This is a genomic window from Kitasatospora sp. NPDC054768, assembly GCF_053612025.1.
The window spans coordinates 1-17,788 of record NZ_JBSHBN010000157.1; the positions used below are offsets into that span (position 1 = coordinate 1).

A 17,788-nucleotide genomic window follows, 5' to 3' on the forward strand; every position below is an offset into this window, starting at 1 on the left:
CGGCTGGCTGGCGCACTGGGCGCAGCTGGTGGCCGGCCGTACCGGCCGGGGGGGCGGCGCGGGCGCCCCCCCCCCCGCCCCCGGGCCCGCCGCCCCCCCCCCCCCGGCCCCCGGTTTGGGGGCCCCGCCGGTCGTTCGGGGCGGCTGACGGCGTCGGTCGCGGGTTCCGCCCGCCGGTCCTCACGGGGCCTGCCGGCCCGCGCGGGATCAGTCGACGTCTTCCTTGGCCCGCTGGGCCCCGCCCTGGCTGCGGACGATGGCCCGCACCAGGAATCCGAAGCCGATCGCCATGACCAGCGGCGGCACGATCGCGCTGACGTAGTCCATCAGGTCACTCCTCCTCGGTCTTCTCCGCCGTCGCGGCGGAAGCCTTCGGCTCCGGCTTCACCAGCGGGAAGAGCACCGTCTCCCGGATGTTCTTGCCGGTCAGCAGCATGATCAGGCGGTCCACGCCGAGGCCGAGGCCACCGGTCGGGGGCATCGCGTACTCCAGGGCGCGCAGGAAGTCCTCGTCCACCTGCATCGCCTCGACGTCGCCGCCGGCCGCCAGCAGCGACTGGGCGGTCAGGCGGGCGCGCTGCTCGACCGGGTCGACCAGCTCGGAGTAGGCGGTGCCGATCTCGGTCCCGAAGATCACCAGGTCCCACTTCTCGGCCACGCCGGGCTGCGAGCGGTGCTGGCGGGTCAGCGGGGAGACCTCGGTCGGGTAGTCCTTGATGAAGGTCGGCCGGACGGCGTTCTCCTCCAGCAGGCGCTCGACCATCTCCAGCACGATCTGGCCGTGGCCCCAGTCCTTCTCGAACGGGATGCCGTGCTCGGCGGCCAGCTTGCGCAGCTCCTCGACGCCGGTCTCCGGGGTGACCTCCACGCCCAGGTGGGCGGAGATGCCCGGGTAGACCGCGACCTCCTCCCACGGCTCGGCCAGGTCGATCTCGTGCTCGACGCCGTGCGCGTCCACGCCCTTGATGACCGTGGTGCCCAGTGCGTCCCGGGCCGCGTTGACGATCGTCTCGCGGATCAGCTCGGCCTGGGTGTCGTAGTCGCCGTACGCCTCGTACGACTCCAGCGAGGTGAACTCCGGGTTGTGGGTGGAGTCCGCGCCCTCGTTGCGGAAGTTGCGGTTGATCTCGAAGACCTTCTCGGCGCCGCCGACCACCAGCCGCTTGAGGTACAGCTCGGGGGCGATGCGCATGTAGAGGTCGATGTCGTACGCGTTGATGTGCGTCTTGAACGGACGGGCGTTGGCGCCGCCGTGCACCGGCTGCAGCATCGGGGTCTCGACCTCGATGTAGCCGCGGTCCTCGTAGGTGCGGCGGATCGAGCGGACGACCTTGCTGCGCAGGTGCAGGATCTCGCGGGCCTCGGGGTTGACGATCAGGTCCACGTAGCGCTGGCGGACCCGGGCCTCCGGGTCGGTCAGGCCCTTGTGCTTGTCCGGCAGCGGGCGCAGGCACTTGGCGGTGAGCTCCCAGCGGTCCACCATCACGGACAGCTCGCCGCGCTTGGAGGTGATCACCTCGCCCTCGACGCCGACCTGGTCGCCGAGGTCGATGTCGGTCTTCCAGGCCGCCAGCCGCTCGGCGCCCAGCTTGTCCAGCGAGAACATCACCTGGAGGTCGCCGGTGCCGTCCCGCAGGGTGGCGAAGCAGAGCTTGCCGCCGGTGCGGGAGAGGATCACGCGGCCGGTGACACCGGCCCGTTCGCCGGTCGCGGTGTCCGGCTCCAGGTCCGGGTGCTTGGCACGCAGGTCCGCGATGGTGGTGGTGCGGGGGAATCCGACCGGGTACGGGTCGACGCCGGCCGCCCGGAGCCGGTCCAGCTTCTCGCGCCGGACGCGCATCTGCTCGGGAAGGTCGTCGGTCGCGGGAACAAGGCTCTGATCGCTCACCCCACAAGGGTAGCCAGCCACACACGGTGCTCCGCGCCGGGATTCCCGCGGGGGAGGCCGTGACGGCGGCCTCCCCCGGGGAACGGACCGCTCGGGTCAGCCGTTGCGGCGGGCCCGGAGCCGGCGGGCGGTGACCAGACCGGCGGCGCCGAGCACCACGGCGGCGGCGCTCGTCGCGGCCAACGGCAGGGCGGCGGAGCTGCCGGTGGCGGCCAGCGGGCCGTCGGAGGTCCGGACGCTCCCGGAGCCGCCGGTGCCGGTGCCGCCGGTGCCCGTGCCGGTCTCCCGGGCGGGGCTCGCGGAGTCCTTGTCGCTGAGGCCGGCCGGGACGACCGCGGTGGTCGGCGCGGGGGAGGGGTCGGTGACGGGCGCGGTGGTGGGCGTCCCGGTCGGGGCCGGGGCGGGGGTGCCGCCGGTGCCGGGGGTGGTGGCCGGGGTGGCCCGCAGGGCGACCTTCAGCAGGTCGTTGGCGGGGTTGCGGTCCCAGCTCATGACGGCGCTGGGGTGGCCCGGCTCGTAGGCGCTCGCCATGTTCTGCAGCGAGACCGTCGCGGTGAGCTCGTCGGTGCCCGCGGGGACCGAGAGGGTCAGCTTGTGGGAGTTGGTGGCGCCGGCCGGGATGAAGAACCCGCCCAGCCCCTCGCAGTTGAACTTGTTGAGCGGCTTGTCGGACTTCTGGCCGAGGACGTAGTCGTACGGCTGGCAGGTCGACGGCAGGCCGGTGACGGTGACCCCCTCCGGGAACTGCACCTGGAGTTCGGGCGCGCTCTCGCCGCCGCTGCGGTCCATGATCGAGGCCGGGCCGCCGCTGACGGCGCCGAGGGTGAAGGTGCCGGTGGTGCCGGAGGCGTCCGGTGCCCAGGAGCCGTTCACCGCGAAGTCGGCGCCGTTGTCGGCGAGGACCTCCTGCTCGGTGGAGTAGGCGTTCGAGTCGAGGCCGTCCGGGATCCCCTCGCCGGAGGTCGGCACCAGGGCGGCGGGAGCGCCGGTGCCGCGCTGGAACGACATCCGCCCGCGCAGGTCCGCAGCGCTGCTGCCGCTCGCTCCCTCGGCGGGGAAGACGGAGTAGCCGGCGAAGGCGTAGCGGGCGTCCGCGCCCACGGTGAGGTCGAGGCCGTTCAGCTTGACGGCCTGGCCGGGGGCGATCTCGCCGTCGATGGTGCAGATGCCGTGCACGGTGGGCATCGGGGAACCGAAGCCGTGGCCCGCCCAGTCGCCCTTGTCCTTCGCGTACTCGCAGTTGGAGGGCCAGGTGGCCACGTCGAGGCCCGGGGTCAGGTAGACCTCGACGACCGCCCGCCGGGCCGCGACCTCGCCGTGGTTGGCGAAGGCGAGAGTCGACGGGAGCGTGCTGCCGACCTTGACGTCACGCTGCTCCGAGGGCTCCTTGGGGCGGAAGCCGGCACCGCCGATCTCCACCCGGATGTCGGCCTCGGCGGTCTCGGCGTCGGGGGCGCTGAGGGTGGCGTGGACGGTGCCGGTGGAACCGGGGCGGACGCCCGCGACGGCGCTCAGCCACGGGTGGCTGGTGATGTTGATGTTCTCCAGGTCGAGGCGCCAGATGTCGCAGGTGATCACCTTGCCCGCGGTGGCGCAGCCCGGGACGCCGAGCGTGGCCAGCCCGTCGATGCCGGTGGTGTCGAACGCGAGTTTGGCGCCGGTCACGACGTCGGTGCCGGTCCGGCCGATCCGCAGGTGGATGTTCTCGCCGAACTGGGGCTGAGGGGCCGGCTGGGTCGAGATCTGGATCGTGCCGGTCGGGAAGATCCGGAGCTGGGTGCCGGCGGCGTGCGCCGGGACGGCCGCGGTGCCGGAGGCCAGGGCGGCCACGATCGTGGCCGTGCCCGCGCCGAGGATCCGGCGCGTGCGAGTCGAAAGCATGTGAATCCCCCGCGGTTGGAGTGGTGAGGCTCCGCACCCTAGGGATTGTTGAACGGGCGTCAACCCGGTTGATCAGCGGCCAATTCGCCCAGGACGGGATCGAACGGCCTGGTCATCGGGGTGAAGGTTATGAAGACGTGATCGACGGCGGCCGGCGGGATCGCGGCATTGTCGACACATGGACCGGCCTGCGGGCGATGGGCCGGCGCACGAACGGAGGGGAGACCGCGGTGGCGGTCTCCCCTCCGTTCGGCGGACGGGCCGGTTCAGCCGGTGCCGGTGGCGAGTTCGACGTCGTCGGTCTCCTCGGGGGACAGGTCGGCGGGCGGGGCGGGCCGGGCCGGGGGCTTGGGGCGGCGGCCGAACAGCTCGGCGGGGGTGGGCATCCGGTGCGGACGGGGCGGGGTCTTCGCGGCGGCGGGCTGCTCCGGGCGGGACTCGGTGCTGCTCATGGTGGTCTGTCCTCCTACGGGGGTGGGGTGACTGTGCGGCGGTGCGGCGGGGCTCGGTACGGCCACCAGGTGGCGGGGCTGCCCGGTGTGGAGGGCGAGCCGTTCGCGGACGGCGGCCTCGGCCAGCGCGTGGCAGCGCCCGGCCAGCCGGGAGCGGCGGGCCCGCTCGCCCTGGCCGCAGGGCTGGCGGCTCAGCCCGCGCAGCGCGGTGAGGTCCTCGGGGCCGGGCAGGTACCCGTCGGACACCGCGTCCTCCAGCCGTTCCAGGTAGCCGGGGGCGCTGCCGGGCAGGGCGGAGCGGTAGCGTCCGAGGTCGGCGAGCAGGAAGGCGCGCAGTCGGCCGCCCTCCTGGACGGCCTCGTCGATCGCCTCGGTCAGGCGCAGGGCGTCCTGGACGTCCTCCGCCCAGAGTTCGGCGCCCGGCCCGGCGAGGGCCGGCCGGTCGGGCCGGAGGTGGACGGGGACGGCGGGGTGCAGGGCTTGGGCGAGGGCTCGGCGCAACACGCGGACTTCGTCGGCGCTGAAGGCCATACCGCCGCGCGATCCGTGTGGCGTAGGCATGAGCTGACACTACGTGAGGAATATCCGATTTGTCGGTAACGTCGCGCCGAACCATCCATGTTCGGCCTGGTGAAAAAACCTTTCGCCGCCACCTGTAACGCCATCCGGGGGCCAGCTGGTCATCCAGGTGTCAGGGGAGAACGAGCGAGGGGGCCGGGCAGGATGCAACCGGACGGTCAGGGGAAGGCGTCCCGGGGCGGGCGGCGGGACGAGGACTTCCAGGCCTTCGCGGCCGCCCGCGCCAGACCGCTCTACCGGTCGGCCTGCCTGCTCGCCGGCGGGGACACCCACCTCGCCGAGGACCTGGTGCAGGAGGCGTTCGGGCGGATCTACGTCCAGTGGCACCGCACCTTCCCCTTCGGGGCCAAGCGCCGGATCGACAACCCGGCCGGGTACGCGCACACCGTGCTGGTGCGGGTCTTCCTCTCGCACCGCGGCCGCCGCTCCAGCGGCGAGCGGCCGGTCGACGCGGTGCCGGACGGCGAGGCCCCGCAGGGCGACCCGGAACTGCGGCTGGCCCTGGTGGACGCGCTCGGCCGGCTCGCGCCGCGCGACCGCGCGGTGCTGGTCCTGCGCTACTGGGAGGACCGCAGCGTCGAGGAGACCGCGGCGATCCTCCAGCTCACCCCGGGGGCCGTCCGGACCCAGTCCTTCCGGGCGCTCGGCCGGATCCGCGCGTTGCTCGGCGGCAGCCTCGACGAGCTGGCCGAGCGCTGAGCCGGCCGGCACGGCACGGCGACGTCTCCGCACTACTCACGTCAACTCGATTGGTAGAGAGGTTGGTTCAGCATGTCCGCTGAGCACGACGGGCCCGACGAGCGGTTCGAGCAGTCCTTCACCGAGGCCCTCGGCCGGGCGGGCGGGTCCTACGACGCCGAGGCCACCCGGCTGGTCGACACCGGCTGGTCGTACGGGCGCCGGCTGCGCCGCAGGCGGCGGATCGGCACCGTGGCGGGCGTCGCCGCGCTGGCCCTGGCCGGGGTGGGCGCGGCCGGGATCGGCAGCCTGCTGCCCGGGCCCGGCCCCGTGCCGAGCGGCCCGGCGTCCGCCGGCTCGGCCTCCTCCGGTGCGGCGGCGGGCCCGCCGGTCTCCGGCCCGGAGTTCCAGCAGATGCTCACCGAGCTGCTCCCGCCGGGGACGGTGCAGGTGGGCGAGGCGCGGGGGACCGAGAGCGACACCCCGCAGCTGCGGCTGGTGCTGGACGACGGGAACGGCCCGGTCCAGTACCTGTTCTGGATCATGCGCCGGGTCGGCGACACCACCTGCCCGCCCACGACGACCCCGGACGACACCTGCACCGAGGCCGACCTCCCGGGCGGTGAGCACCTGCGCATCTACCAGGCCGGGACACGCAGCGGTGAGCCGGCCGGCTCCAAGACCTGGTCCGCCAAGCTGTCCGGGACCGGGTACGAGCTGATGCTCCAGGAGTGGAACCGCAAGCCGCTGGACCAGGGCACGCCGATCACCCGCACCGACCCGCCGCTGACGCCGGACCAGCTCGCCGCGGTGGTGAAGGACCCGCGCTGGAAGAAGGTCGTGGCGGCCATCCCGAAGGACCCGCGGGCGGGCAAGCCGCTCCCGACCCCGCAGCCGGGAACGACTCGGCTCACCATCCCGACGCCCGCGCCGACCGGCCTGACCACCCTGCTGCCCTCCGACGCGGTGGCGGGGGCCGCGTCGGCCCTGCCGGGCTTCCCGACCCCCGGCCGCTGAGCGCCGCTCAGCTCGCGGGGCGGTTGCGCTCGTACACCAGGCGCAGGCCGATCAGGGTCAGCCAGGGCTCGTGCACGTCGATGCTGGTGGCCTCGCCGAGGACCAGGGAGGCGAGACCGCCGGTGGCGATCACCTGGACGTCGTCCGGGTCCTTGGAGAGCTCCCGGGCCATCCGCTCGACCAGGCCGTCGACCTGCCCGGCGAAGCCGTAGAGGATGCCGGACTGCATGCCCTCGACGGTGTTCTTGCCGATCACGTTGCGCGGGCGGGCCAGCTCGATCTTGCGCAGCTGGGCGCCGCGGACGCCGAGCGCCTCGACCGAGATCTCGATGCCGGGGGCGATCGCGCCGCCGACGTAGTCGCCGCGCGCGTTGACGGCGTCGAAGGTGGTCGCGGTGCCGAAGTCGACCACGATGCACGGGCCGCCGTACAGGTGGTTGGCGGCCAGCGCGTTGACGATCCGGTCGGCGCCGACCTCCTTGGGGTTGTCCATCAGGACGTGCACCCCGGTCTTCACGCCGGGCTCCACGATCACCGCGGGGACGTCGCCGTAGTAGCGGCGGGTCACCTCGCGGAGCTCGTGGAGCACGGCGGGGACGGACGAGCAGATCGCCAGGCCCTCCACCGCGGCCTCCTTGACCGCGGTGTGGTTGCCCATCAACCCCTGCAGCAGCACCGCCAGTTCATCGGCCGTGCGGCGCGGATCGGTGGAGATCCGCCAGTGTTCCACCACGTCCTCGCCGTCGAACAGGCCGAGCGTGGTCTGGGTGTTGCCGACGTCGATGGTGAGGAGCATGGGCCGCTTTCTGCGAGTCGGGACGGGGCTGCGCGGGTCCGGACGGTCAGGCGCGCAGGTCCAGGCCGATGTCCAGGATCGGCGAGGAGTGGGTGAGCGCGCCCACGGCCAGGTAGTCGACACCAGTCTGGGCGACCTCGCGCGCGCTGGCCAGGGTCAGTCCGCCGGAGGCTTCCAGCTTCGCCCGGCCGGCCACCAGCGCGACGGCCTCCTTCAGCTGCCCGACGGTGAAGTTGTCCAGCAGGATCAGGTCGGCCCCGGCCTCCAGCACCGGCGTGATCTGCTCCAGGGTGTCCACCTCGACCTCGACCGGCAGCTCCGGGTACGCGGCCCGGACGGCCCGGAAGGCCTCGGCCACGCCGCCGGCCGCGACCACGTGGTTGTCCTTCACCAGCGCGGCGTCCGAGAGCGCCATCCGGTGGTTGGCGCCGCCGCCGCAGCGCACCGCGAACTTCTCCAGCGCGCGCAGGCCCGGGGTGGTCTTGCGGGTGTCCCGGACCACCGCGCCGGTGCCCTCCAGGGCGTCCGCCCAGGCGCTGGTCGCGGTGGCGATGCCGGACAGGTGGCAGAGCAGGTTGAGCGCGCTGCGCTCGGCGGTCAGCAGGTCGCGGGTGCGCGAGCGGACCGAGAGCAGCACCTGGCCGGCCTCGACCCGGTCGCCGTCCTCGACGTGCCGCTCGACCTCGAACTCCTCCTCGCAGACCAGCGAGACGACCGCCTCGGCGACCCGCAGGCCGGCCACCACGCCGGCCTGACGGGCGGTGAAGTCGGCGGTGGCGACGGCGTCGGCGGGCACGGTCGCCACCGAGGTGACGTCCTCGCCGCCGGCCAGGTCCTCGGCCAGTGCCAGGGTGGCGATGTCCTCGACCTCGACCGGGTCCAGCCCGGCCTGCTCCAGCAGCTCGGCCAGCTGCGGGTCCAGACCGGTCTCGTAGCCCTCGCCGTCGCCACAGGCGCAGCCGTCGCCGCAGCCGCCCTGGTCGGCCAGGGGGAGTTCCTCGTGGGAGTGGGTCATGGTTCTACTGCTCCTCAGGGGTGCTGACGGGACCGCCGGTGGCGGCGAGGGTGGTGATCAGGTGGCGCCGCCAGTGGGCGTCGTCGCGCTCGGGGAAGTCCTCGCGCCAGTGGCAGCCGCGGGTCTCCTCGCGCTGTGCGGCGGCCGCGACCAGGGCGGTGGCGACCAGCAGCAGGTTGGCGGCCTCCCAGGTCTCCACCCGGGGGTCGGCCGGCTTCTCCTCGGCGACGTGGGCGTAGGCCTGTTCGGCGAGGAGTGCGAGCCCGGCGGCGGTGTCGGCCATCGAGGCGGCGGAGCGCAGGATGCCCGCGCCGCGCGACATCAGCCGCTGGATCTCGGCGCGCGCCTCGGACGGGGGCAGCGGGACGGGCTGCGCGGCGTGCGCGGCGGCGACGTCCACCGCGCGCTCGGGCAGCTCGCCGGACCGGTTGCGGCCGGCCAGATCGGCGGCGATCCGCTCGGCGAAGACCAGGCCCTCCAGCAGCGAGTTGGACGCCAGCCGGTTGGCGCCGTGTACGCCGGTGCAGGCGACCTCGCCGCACGCGTACAGGCCGGGGACGGTGGTGCGGCCGTGCCGGTCGGTGCGGACGCCGCCGGAGGCGAAGTGCGCGGCCGGGGCGATCGGGATCGGCTCGGTGACCGGGTCGATGCCGTTGGCGCGGCAGAAGGCGAGGATGGTCGGGAAGCGCTGCTCCCACATCTCGGCGCCGAAGTGCCGCCCGTCCAGGAACATGTGCTGGGCGCCCTGCTCCTGCATGCGCCGGGTGATCGCCTTGGCGACGATGTCGCGCGGGGCCAGCTCGGCCAGCTCGTGCTGTCCGACCATGAAGCGGACGCCGTCCGCGTCCACCAGGTGGGCGCCTTCGCCGCGGACCGCCTCGGAGACCAGCGGCTGCTGGCCCTCGGCCTCCGGACCGAGCCAGAGCACGGTGGGGTGGAACTGGACGAACTCCAGGTCGGTGACGGCGGCGCCGGCCCGCAGGGCCAGTGCCACGCCGTCGCCGGTGGAGACCGCCGGGTTGGTGGTGGCGGAGAAGACCTGGCCCATGCCGCCGGTGGCGAGCACCACCGCGCGGGCCCGGACGGCGCCGACGCCGTCGCGCTGGCCCTCGCCCATCACGTGCAGGGTCAGTCCGGCGGCGTGGCCCGCCGCGTCGGTCAGCAGGTCGAGGACGAGCGCGTGCTCGATCAGCTCGATGTCCGGGTCGGTGCGGACGGCGGCGACCAGGGCGCGCGATATCTCGGCGCCGGTCGCGTCCCCGCCCGCGTGGACGATCCGGCGGCGGTGGTGGCCGCCCTCGCGGGTCAGCAGGATCTCGCCGTCCTCGCCCCGGTCGAACAGGGCGCCGGTGGCGATCAGCCGGCGGACGGCGTCCGGGCCCTCGGTGACCAGGGTGCGGACGGCCTCCTCGTCACAGACGCCGGCGCCGGCCACCAGGGTGTCGTCCAGGTGCTGTTCGGGGGTGTCCCCCTCGCCCAGGGCGGCCGCGACGCCGCCCTGGGCCCAGCGGGTGGAGCCCTCGTCCAGCACGGCCTTGGTGACCACCATGGCCCGCAGGCCGGCCTTGCGGACGTTGAGCGCGACGGTGAGGCCGGCGACCCCGGAACCGACCACGACCACGTCGGTGGTGGCGGTCCAGCCGGGGGCCGGGGCGGTGAGGCGGTGCGTGGACATCGGTGGGTGGCTCCTTCAGCGCGAGGCGGCGTCGGCCGCGCCGTTGCCGCCACCGTACGCCGCGTCGCCGCGCAGCAGTCCGGTGCCCTCCTGGGCTTCGGCCGGGTCCCCGCCCAGGCCGGTGATCCGGTTCCGCTCGTCCACGAAGACGACCTTCGGCTCGTAGCCCTTGGCCTCGGCGGTGTCCATCTGCCCGTAGGCGATGAGGATGACCAGGTCGCCCGGGTGGACCAGACGGGCGGCGGCGCCGTTGATGCCGATCACGCCGGAGCCGCGCGGGCCGGCGATCGTGTACGTCTCCAGCCGGGCGCCGTTGTTGATGTCGACGATGTGGACCAGCTCGCCGGGGAGCAGGTCGGCGGCGTCGAGCAGGTCCTCGTCCACCGTGACGGATCCCACGTAGTGCAGGTCGGCCTGGGTCACGGTGGCCCGGTGGATCTTGGACTTGAGCATGGTGCGGAGCATTGCGGGTCACGCCTCCTGTGAGTGCATGCCGGAAGGGGGGTGGTGCCGGTGGTGCCGGTGGTTCAGCGGTTCAGCGGTTCAGCGGACGATGACGTGGACGTTGTCGATCAGGCGGGTGGCGCCCACCTTCGCGGCGACGGCCAGCACCGCCTCGCCCTGGAAGTCGTCCGCCGCCTCCGAGAAGTCGTGCGGGTCGATCAGGGCGAGGTAGTCCAGGGTGACGCCCTCGGCGCCGTCCAGGGCGGCCGAGGCGGCCTCGCGGACGGCCTTCGGGCCCTGCGCGGCGGCGTCCCGGCCCGCGAACAGGGCCTTGGACAGGGCGAGCGCCTGTGCGCGCTCCTGCTCCGAGAGGTAGCGGTTGCGCGAGGACCGCGCCAGGCCGTCCTCCTCGCGGACGGTCGGCACGCCGACGATCTCCACGTCGAAGTCCAGGTCGGCGACCATCCGCCGGATGATCGCCAGCTGCTGGGCGTCCTTCTCGCCGAAGAAGGCGAAGTCCGGGTCGGTGATGTGCAGCAGCTTGGCGACCACGGTCAGCACGCCGTCGAAGTGGCCGGGCCGGGTGGCGCCCTCGTAGCGCTCGCCCATCGGGCCGGCCGCCATGCGCACCTGCGGCTCGCCGTTCGGGTAGACCTCCTCGACGGACGGCGCGAAGACCACGTCGGCGCCGTTCTCCTCGGCCAGCCGCACGTCCTCGTCGAGGCTGCGCGGGTAGCGCTCCAGGTCCTCGCCGGCGCCGAACTGCAGCGGGTTGACGAAGACCGTCACCGCGACCCGGCCGTCCCGGCCGACCTGCTTGCGGGCGGCCCGGATCAGCGCGGCGTGGCCCTCGTGCAGCGCGCCCATGGTCATCACGACGGCGTTGTCCACCGGCTGCTCGTCCGGCCAGAACGCGGCCTCGAATTCGTCCACGGTGCGGGTCACGACGGCCCGGTGGACCTTGGGCGTCCGCTGGGGCTTGTTCGACTGCTTACCGCGTGCCATCTAGCGCTTCTCCTCGTTCAGTACGTCCAGCAGCGCCGCCGCCGACGTTTCGTCGATCGTCCCGTTGGCGAGCGCCCGCTGCGCGGTGGCGCGGGCCATCGCACGGTAGGCCGCCGGGATGTCCGGGGACACCGTACTGAGCTGCGCCAGGTGGCGCCGCACGGTGCCCGAGTCGCCCCGGGCGACCGGGCCGGTGAGGGCCGCGTCGCCGGAGCGCAGGCTGTTGTCCAGGGCGGCGCCGAGCAGCGGGCCGAGCATCCGGCCGGGCTCGGCGACACCGGCCGTGCGCAGCAGGTCCATCGCCTGCGCGACCAGGGTGACCAGGTGGTTCGCACCATGGGCGAGGGCGGTGTGGTAGAGCGGGCGGACCTCCTCGGGCACCCACTCGGGCTCGCCGCCCATCTCCACCACCAGCGCCTCGGCGACCGGCCGCAGCTCCTCGGGGGCGGTCACGCCGAACGGGCAGCCGGCCAGCCGGGCCAGGTCCACCGAGGTGCCGCTGAAGGTCATCGCCGGGTGCAGGGCCAGCGGCAGCGCCCCGGCCCGGGTGGCGGGTTCCAGGACGGCGACGCCGTGCGCGCCGGAGGTGTGCACGAGCAGCTGTCCGGGGCGGACCGCGCCGGTGGCCGCCAGCCCGGTCACCAGGTCGGCCAGCGCGTCGTCCGGCACGGTCAGCAGCACCAGGTCGGCGGCGGCCAGCACCTGCGGCGGGGTGACGATCCGCACGCCCGGCAGCAGCGCCTCGGCGCGGCGGCGGGAGGTGGCGGACACCCCGGAGGCGGCGACCACGGTGTGCCCGGCGAGCTGCAGCGCCGCGCCCAGCGCGGGCCCGACCCGGCCGGTGCCGACCACGCCGACGGCCAGCCGGGCCGGGCGGTTGCCGGGGTCGCCGGGAGCACCGAAGACCTGGTCGCCGAGACCGTCGGCGAGCGGGGCGAACTCGCCGGAGTCGGCGAAGCCGGACGGATTCACGTCCACCCTTGTCCTGCCTTGTCCTGAATGACCGTTCCAGTCCACTCGACGGGTACCGGACGTACCGCCCCAGTCTACGGGCGCGCCCGAACGCCGGAGCGGATACGCCTCGGCGGCTCAGTCGGTGGCCCCGGCCCGGATCAGCCCGGCCTCGTACGCCAGCACCACGGCCTGGACCCGGTCGCGCAGGCCCAGCTTGGCCAGGATCCGGCCGACATGGGTCTTCACGGTCGCCTCGGAGAGCACCAGCCGGGCCGCGATCTCGCCGTTCGACAGCCCCTGGGCGACCAGCAGGAACACCTCCCGCTCGCGCTCGGTCAGCGGGCCGAGGACGTCCGAGCCGGGCGCGCTCTGCGGAGTGGGCAGCACCTCGGCGAAGCGGTCGATCATCCGGCGGGTGGTGGTCGGGGCGACCACCGCGTCCCCGCCGTGCACCGCGCGGATCGCGGCCACCAGCTCGGTCGGCGGGACGTCCTTGAGCAGAAAGCCGCTGGCGCCGGCCTTGAGCGCGGCGAAGGCGTACTCGTCCAGGTCGAAGGTGGTGAGGATGAGCACGTGCGGGGCGTTCGGCAGCGGGCTGCCGTCCTCGGCCAGGCAGATCCGGCGGGTCGCCTGCACGCCGTCCAGCCGCGGCATGCGGACGTCCATCAGGATCACGTCCACCTCGGTGCGCCGCAGTTGCTCCAGGGCCTGCGCGCCGTCGCCCGCCTCGGCGGCGATCTCGATGTCGCCCTGCGACTGGAGGATCATCCGGAAGCCGGTGCGCAGCAGTTCCTGGTCGTCGACGAGCATCACGCGGATGGTCAAGGTGGGACTCCTTGGGGGGATGGACGGCGGACGGGGGCTGGGGACTGGGGACTGGACGGGGCTGGGGGCGGTGGCTGGACGGAGGGGCTAGTGGGCCGTCCTGAGCGGCAGGACGGCGCGGATCCGGAAGCCTCCACCGGGGCGGGGGCCCACGTCGAGGCTGCCGCTGACCATGCCGACGCGCTCGCGCATGCCGATCAGGCCGTGGCCGAGACCGTCCACGCCGCCGGCGGCCAACTGCTCGTCGGTGCTGCCACGCCCGTCGTCCTCCACCAGGACGGCCAGCTCGCGCTCGCCGAAGTCGACCGCGACCCGGGCGTGGACGTCGGGGCCGCCGTGCTTGCGGACGTTGGTGAGCGCCTCCTGGACGATCCGGTAGACGGTCAGCTCGACGCCGCGCGGCAGCTCGCGCGGCTGCCCGGAGGTGGCGTAGTCCACGTCGAGTCCGGCCGTGCGGACCTGCTCCAGCAGCTCCGGCAGCTCCTCGACGCCCGGCTGCGGCACGTACTCCTCGGCCTTGGTGTCGGAGGTGCGCAGCACGCCCAGCAGGCGGCGCATCTCGACCAGCGCCTGGCGGCCGGTGGAGGCGATCGTGCCGAGCGCCTCCTTCGCCTGCTGCGGGGAGTTGTCCAGGACGTACGCGGCGCCGTCGGCCTGGACGATCATCACCGAGACGTTGTGCGCGACCACGTCGTGCAGCTCGCGGGCGATCCGGGCCCGCTCGGCGGCGACCGCCACCTTGGACTGGGCGTCCCGCTCGCGCTCCAGCCGGGCGGCGCGGTCCTCCAGCTCGGTCAGGTAGGCGCGGCGCACCCTGGTCAGCCGGCCCCAGGCCCAGCAGAGGATGAACGGCGTGCTCATCAGCAGCGTGATCAGCGCCGCCTCGCCGAAGGTGTACGGGCGGGTGTGCGCGTCGCCCGCCCGGTCGAAGACCGTCTTCACCGGCTTCATCTGCCAGAACACCAGCGGCCCGGCGGCCAGGCCGGCCACCAGGGCCAGCCGGGAGGTCCACTTCTGGCCGAAGGCGGCGCCGGTGTAGGCGAAGACCAGGTAGGCGATCGAGGAGCCGCCCGGCGACACGTTCGCGACCACCTGGCCGACACCGATGCCCGCGGCGGCGGCCACCGTGAGGTCGGGGTAGCGCCGCCGGAAGACCATCAGCAGCGGCAGCAGCACCGCGACCAGGATCGAGGCGTCGAAGCGCCAGCCCTCGTCGAGGGAGGCGTCGTTCGGCAGCAGGCCGAAGAACAGCACCATCGACGCCCAGGCGGCGTCGACCACCATGGGGTGACGGCGGAGCCAGGCGTTGAGTCGATGCACGTGTCCAGCGTAGGCAGTCGCCCGGCGTGCCCAGGTCCGCCGGTAGGGCGATCCGTCCTACTCCGTAGGTCGGAGAAGCACCTGATCCGATGGGGAGGGGCGGTCCGGCGCCGGGTAGCGTCCCACCCCATGACTTGGATGCGGTGGGCGCCCGCCATGGAACAGGCCCTGTACGACCCCGGGCGGGGCTTCTACCGCAGGCCGGAGGGCCCCGCCGGGCACTTCCGCACCTCCGTGCACGCCTCGCCGAGGTTCGCCCGTGCGGTGGCCCGGCTGCTGCTGGAGGTTGACGCGGCCCTCGGTCGTCCGGAGGAGCTGGCCCTGGTCGACCTGGGGGCCGGGCGGGGCGAGCTGCTCACCGGCGTCCTGGCCGAGCTGCCCGCGCAGGTGCTGGCGCGGCTGCGCCCGTACGGCGTGGAGATCGCCGACCGCCCGGCCGGACTGCCGTCCACAGCCCTGTGGACGGACGAGCCGCCGCGCGGGGTGACCGGGCTGCTGTTCGCCAACGAGTGGCTGGACAACGTCCCGCTGGACGCCGGCGAGGTCGACGAGGACGGGGTGCTGCGCTACGTCGAGGTGGACACCGCGACCGGGGAGCAGCGGCTCGGCGAGCCGGTGTCGGAGGCCGACGCGGCCTGGGCCGCCCGCTGGTGGCCGGTCGCGGAGCCCGGCGAGGTGGTGGAGTTCGGCGGCCCCCGGGACGCCGCCTGGGCCCGGGCCGTGGCCGGGCTGGAGCGCGGCCTGGCCGTCGCCGTCGACTACGGGCACACCGCCGGGCGGCGGCCGCCGTTCGGCACGTACGCCGGCTTCCGCGACGGCCGGGAGGTGGCCCCGGTGCCGGACGGCTCCTGCGACGTCACCGCGCACGTCGCGCTGGACGCCGTCGCCGCGCCCGCTCTCCACAGCCTGTGGACAACCCAGCGGGAGGCCCTGCGCGCGCTCGGCGTGAGCGGCGGGCGCCCGGCGCTCGCGCTGGCCACCAGCGACCCGGCCGGCTACCTGCGGGCGCTGAGCGGGGCGGGGGAGGGGGCCGAACTGACCGACCCGGGCGGGCTGGGCGGGTTCGGGTGGCTGGTACAGGCCGTCCGGATGTCGGAACCTGCGAGCCTGGCGCCCCTGCCGGGATGGCAGACTCTGGGGGCATGAGGGAGACCACGGTCGGCATCGGGGCGGGAGCCGAGAACTTCACCGGCGCGGCGGGCACCACCGACATGGTGCTCAACATCGGCCCGCAGCACCCGGCCACCCACGGCGTGCTGCGGATTCGGATGCTGCTCGACGGCGAGCGCATCGTGAGCGCCGAGCCGGTGATCGGCTACATGCACCGGGGCGCCGAGAAGCTGTTCGAGGCCCGGGACTACCGGCAGATCATCATGCTGGCCAACCGGCACGACTGGCTCTCCGCCTTCTCCAACGAGCTCGGCGTCGTCATGGCCGTCGAGCGGATGCTCGGCATGGAGGTCCCCGAGCGGGCGGTGTGGATCCGCACCCTGCTCGCCGAGCTCAACCGGGTGCTCAACCACCTGATGTTCCTCGGCTCGTACCCGCTGGAGCTCGGCGGGATCACCCCGGTCTTCCACGCCTTCAACGGCCGCGAGGACCTCCAGCACGTGCTGGAGGAGGCCTCCGGCGGCCGGATGCACTACATGTTCAACCGGGTCGGCGGCCTCAAGGAGGACCTGCCGGCCGGCTGGCTCGGCCGGGTCCGCACCGCCGTCGCCACCGTGCGCTCGCAGCTGCCGGTCTTCGAGGACCTCGTCCTCGGCAACGAGATCTTCCGCGCCCGCACCGCCGGCGTCGGCATCCTCACCCGGGCACAGGCCGAGGCGTACGGCGTCAGCGGCCCGATCGCCCGGGCCAGCGGCCTCGACCTCGACCTGCGCCGCGACGAGCCGTACCTCGCGTACGGCTCCGAGGAACTGCGACAGGTGCTCACCGTGGTCACCCGCGAGGAGGGCGACTGCCTGGCCCGCTTCGAGTGCCTGCTGGAGCAGACCCTCAACTCGCTGGACCTCGCCGACGCCTGCCTCGACAAGCTCGCCACGCTGCCGCCCGGCCCGGTCAACCAGCGGCTGCCCAAGGTGCTCAAGGCGCCCGAGGGCAGCACCTACGCGTGGACCGAGAACCCGCTCGGGATCAACGGCTACTACCTGGTCTCGCGCGGCGACAAGACGCCGTGGCGGCTCAAGCTGCGCTCGGCGTCCTTCAACAACGTCCAGGTGCTGACCGAGCTGCTGCCGGGGACGCTGGTCGCGGACATGGTGGCGATCCTGGGGTCGATGTTCTTCGTGGTCGGCGACATCGACAAGTAGCGACAAGTAGGGCGGTGCCGGCGGGCGGGGGCGGTGCCGACCGGTGGGGCCGGTCAGTCCTTCGCCGGTCGGTCCTTCTTCGACTTCCTGACCGGGTCCGCCGGGTGCGGGGCCACCCTGCGGTCGCCCTTGGTGGCGATCCGCTCCTCGCACAGCCGGGCCAGCACCTCGTACCCCTTCCGTCCCATCAGCTCGGTGAGCTCGGGGCGGTAGCTGACGTACACCGCCTCCGCGCCCTGGTGCGCCGCCGGGGCACCGGTGCACCACCAGTGCAGGTCGTGGCCGCCCGGGCCCCAGCCGCGGCGGTCGTACTCGCCGATCGTGACCTGGAGGTAGCGGGTGTCGTCGGGCCGGTCGATCCAGTCGTAGGTGCGGCGGACCGGCAGCTGCCAGCAGACGTCCGGCTTGGTCTCCAGCGGCTCGCGGCCCTCCTTGAGCGCGAGCGCGTGCAGCGCGCAGCCGGCCCCGCCCGCGAAGTCCGGGCTGTTCACGAAGATGCAGGCGCCGCCGACCCGGCGGGTCTGGCGGTCGCCGTCCTCGTCCAGCATGGTGATGCCGCCGTCGGACGTGATCCGGCCCTTGGCGTCGGTGCCCTCGGCGAAGTTCTCCCACAGCTCGGGGGTCAGCCGGGCCGCGTGCCCCAGGACGCGCTTCTCGTCGTCCTCGTCCGAGTAGTGCGCGCCGAGCGTGCAGCAGCCGTCCGACTCGCCGCGGCCCTCGCGGATGCCGTGGCAGCCCTGGCCGAAGACGCAGGACCAGCGGGAGGTCAGCCAGGTGAGGTCGCAGCGGAAGACCTGCTCCTCGTCGGCGGGGTCGGCGAACTCGACCCAGGCGCGGGGGAAGTCGAGCGGGACCTCGTCGCGTGGGATCTCGCGCCGCAGGGTCGGCATCGCGAGATCGACGGGGGCGGGGGCGGGGGCGGGGGCGGGGGCGGGGGCGGCCTCGGG

The 17,788-nt window shown here is 74.0% G+C and carries 16 protein-coding genes; 4 read left to right on the plus strand and 12 right to left on the minus strand.

Annotation, left to right across the window (positions count from 1 at the left end):
- Positions 1–331 precede the first annotated feature (331 nt).
- From lysX to ACWGKU_RS33140, 3 genes are all read right to left on the minus strand, one after another.
- Positions 332–1,888: a bifunctional lysylphosphatidylglycerol synthetase/lysine--tRNA ligase LysX gene (gene lysX / locus ACWGKU_RS33130; RefSeq protein ID WP_359910479.1), complete on the minus strand. Its 1,557-nt coding sequence runs from the start codon at positions 1,886–1,888 to the stop codon at positions 332–334.
- 96 nt (positions 1,889–1,984) lie between these two features.
- Positions 1,985–3,769, minus strand: a complete 1,785-nt coding sequence (locus ACWGKU_RS33135; protein ID WP_452178832.1) for a hypothetical protein — start codon at positions 3,767–3,769, stop codon at positions 1,985–1,987.
- A 266-nt stretch (positions 3,770–4,035) separates the two neighbouring features.
- The gene (locus tag ACWGKU_RS33140) at positions 4,036–4,782 is read right to left on the minus strand and encodes a hypothetical protein (RefSeq protein ID WP_452178833.1); all 747 of its coding nucleotides are present in this window, start codon (positions 4,780–4,782) and stop codon (positions 4,036–4,038) included.
- A 162-nt stretch (positions 4,783–4,944) separates the two neighbouring features.
- On the opposite strand from ACWGKU_RS33140, the gene ACWGKU_RS33145 reads away from it, so the two are divergent.
- Positions 4,945–5,499, plus strand: a complete 555-nt coding sequence (locus tag ACWGKU_RS33145; RefSeq protein WP_359910488.1) for a SigE family RNA polymerase sigma factor — start codon at positions 4,945–4,947, stop codon at positions 5,497–5,499.
- Between the two features lie 72 nt (positions 5,500–5,571).
- Positions 5,572–6,495: a hypothetical protein gene (locus ACWGKU_RS33150; RefSeq protein ID WP_452178834.1), complete on the plus strand. Its 924-nt coding sequence runs from the start codon at positions 5,572–5,574 to the stop codon at positions 6,493–6,495.
- A gap of 7 nt (positions 6,496–6,502) precedes the next feature.
- Here the strand turns inward: ACWGKU_RS33150 and ACWGKU_RS33155 are convergent, their stop codons facing one another.
- From ACWGKU_RS33155 to ACWGKU_RS33190, 8 genes are all read right to left on the minus strand, one after another.
- On the minus strand, positions 6,503–7,291 hold the full coding sequence (locus ACWGKU_RS33155; protein WP_401046968.1) for a type III pantothenate kinase: 789 nt from the start codon (positions 7,289–7,291) through the stop codon (positions 6,503–6,505).
- A 46-nt stretch (positions 7,292–7,337) separates the two neighbouring features.
- Complete coding sequence (gene nadC, locus ACWGKU_RS33160; protein WP_359910497.1) at positions 7,338–8,306, minus strand: carboxylating nicotinate-nucleotide diphosphorylase; 969 nt, start codon at positions 8,304–8,306, stop codon at positions 7,338–7,340.
- A 4-nt stretch (positions 8,307–8,310) separates the two neighbouring features.
- Positions 8,311–9,981 carry an L-aspartate oxidase gene (locus ACWGKU_RS33165; RefSeq protein ID WP_401046966.1) on the minus strand — a complete coding sequence of 557 codons (1,671 nt, stop codon included), beginning with the start codon at positions 9,979–9,981 and terminating at the stop codon, positions 8,311–8,313.
- A 15-nt stretch (positions 9,982–9,996) separates the two neighbouring features.
- Positions 9,997–10,446, minus strand: coding sequence for an aspartate 1-decarboxylase (panD, locus tag ACWGKU_RS33170; protein ID WP_359910502.1), 450 nt, complete (start codon positions 10,444–10,446; stop codon positions 9,997–9,999).
- Between the two features lie 78 nt (positions 10,447–10,524).
- The gene (gene panC, locus ACWGKU_RS33175) at positions 10,525–11,430 is read right to left on the minus strand and encodes a pantoate--beta-alanine ligase (RefSeq protein WP_401046962.1); all 906 of its coding nucleotides are present in this window, start codon (positions 11,428–11,430) and stop codon (positions 10,525–10,527) included.
- Complete coding sequence (locus ACWGKU_RS33180; RefSeq protein WP_359910508.1) at positions 11,431–12,408, minus strand: Rossmann-like and DUF2520 domain-containing protein; 978 nt, start codon at positions 12,406–12,408, stop codon at positions 11,431–11,433.
- Between the two features lie 111 nt (positions 12,409–12,519).
- Positions 12,520–13,209, minus strand: a complete 690-nt coding sequence (locus ACWGKU_RS33185; protein ID WP_359910511.1) for a response regulator transcription factor — start codon at positions 13,207–13,209, stop codon at positions 12,520–12,522.
- Positions 13,210–13,296: 87 nt separating this feature from the next.
- Positions 13,297–14,529, minus strand: a complete 1,233-nt coding sequence (locus ACWGKU_RS33190; protein ID WP_452178835.1) for a sensor histidine kinase — start codon at positions 14,527–14,529, stop codon at positions 13,297–13,299.
- Between the two features lie 129 nt (positions 14,530–14,658).
- Between ACWGKU_RS33190 and ACWGKU_RS33195 the strand changes: the two genes are divergently transcribed.
- Together ACWGKU_RS33195 and ACWGKU_RS33200 are read left to right on the plus strand one after the other, a co-directional pair.
- Positions 14,659–15,675 (plus strand): SAM-dependent methyltransferase, encoded by a 1,017-nt coding sequence (locus ACWGKU_RS33195; protein WP_380357496.1) that lies wholly within the window; start codon positions 14,659–14,661, stop codon positions 15,673–15,675.
- Entirely contained in the window at positions 15,672–16,841 is a 1,170-nt protein-coding gene (locus tag ACWGKU_RS33200) for an NADH-quinone oxidoreductase subunit D (RefSeq protein WP_401055373.1), read from the plus strand. Before ACWGKU_RS33195 ends, ACWGKU_RS33200 begins: the two co-directional genes overlap by 4 nt.
- Positions 16,842–16,894: 53 nt before the next feature.
- Here ACWGKU_RS33200 and ACWGKU_RS33205 read toward each other — a convergent pair.
- Positions 16,895–17,788 (minus strand): hypothetical protein (locus ACWGKU_RS33205; protein WP_452191674.1); only part of this gene is annotated, 894 nt, incomplete at its 5' end.

Coding starts and splice junctions, on each gene's coding strand:
- ACWGKU_RS33200 (WP_401055373.1), top strand. CDS start 15,672: ATGAGGGAGACCACGGTCGGCATCGGGGCGGGAGCCGAGAACTTCACC.
- ACWGKU_RS33155 (WP_401046968.1), bottom strand. CDS start 7,291: ATGCTCCTCACCATCGACGTCGGCAACACCCAGACCACGCTCGGCCTG.
- ACWGKU_RS33195 (WP_380357496.1), top strand. CDS start 14,659: ATGACTTGGATGCGGTGGGCGCCCGCCATGGAACAGGCCCTGTACGAC.
- panC (WP_401046962.1), bottom strand. CDS start 11,430: ATGGCACGCGGTAAGCAGTCGAACAAGCCCCAGCGGACGCCCAAGGTC.
- ACWGKU_RS33140 (WP_452178833.1), bottom strand. CDS start 4,782: ATGCCTACGCCACACGGATCGCGCGGCGGTATGGCCTTCAGCGCCGAC.
- ACWGKU_RS33150 (WP_452178834.1), top strand. CDS start 5,572: ATGTCCGCTGAGCACGACGGGCCCGACGAGCGGTTCGAGCAGTCCTTC.
- ACWGKU_RS33135 (WP_452178832.1), bottom strand. CDS start 3,769: ATGCTTTCGACTCGCACGCGCCGGATCCTCGGCGCGGGCACGGCCACG.
- ACWGKU_RS33145 (WP_359910488.1), top strand. CDS start 4,945: ATGCAACCGGACGGTCAGGGGAAGGCGTCCCGGGGCGGGCGGCGGGAC.
- ACWGKU_RS33165 (WP_401046966.1), bottom strand. CDS start 9,981: ATGTCCACGCACCGCCTCACCGCCCCGGCCCCCGGCTGGACCGCCACC.
- panD (WP_359910502.1), bottom strand. CDS start 10,446: ATGCTCCGCACCATGCTCAAGTCCAAGATCCACCGGGCCACCGTGACC.
- nadC (WP_359910497.1), bottom strand. CDS start 8,306: ATGACCCACTCCCACGAGGAACTCCCCCTGGCCGACCAGGGCGGCTGC.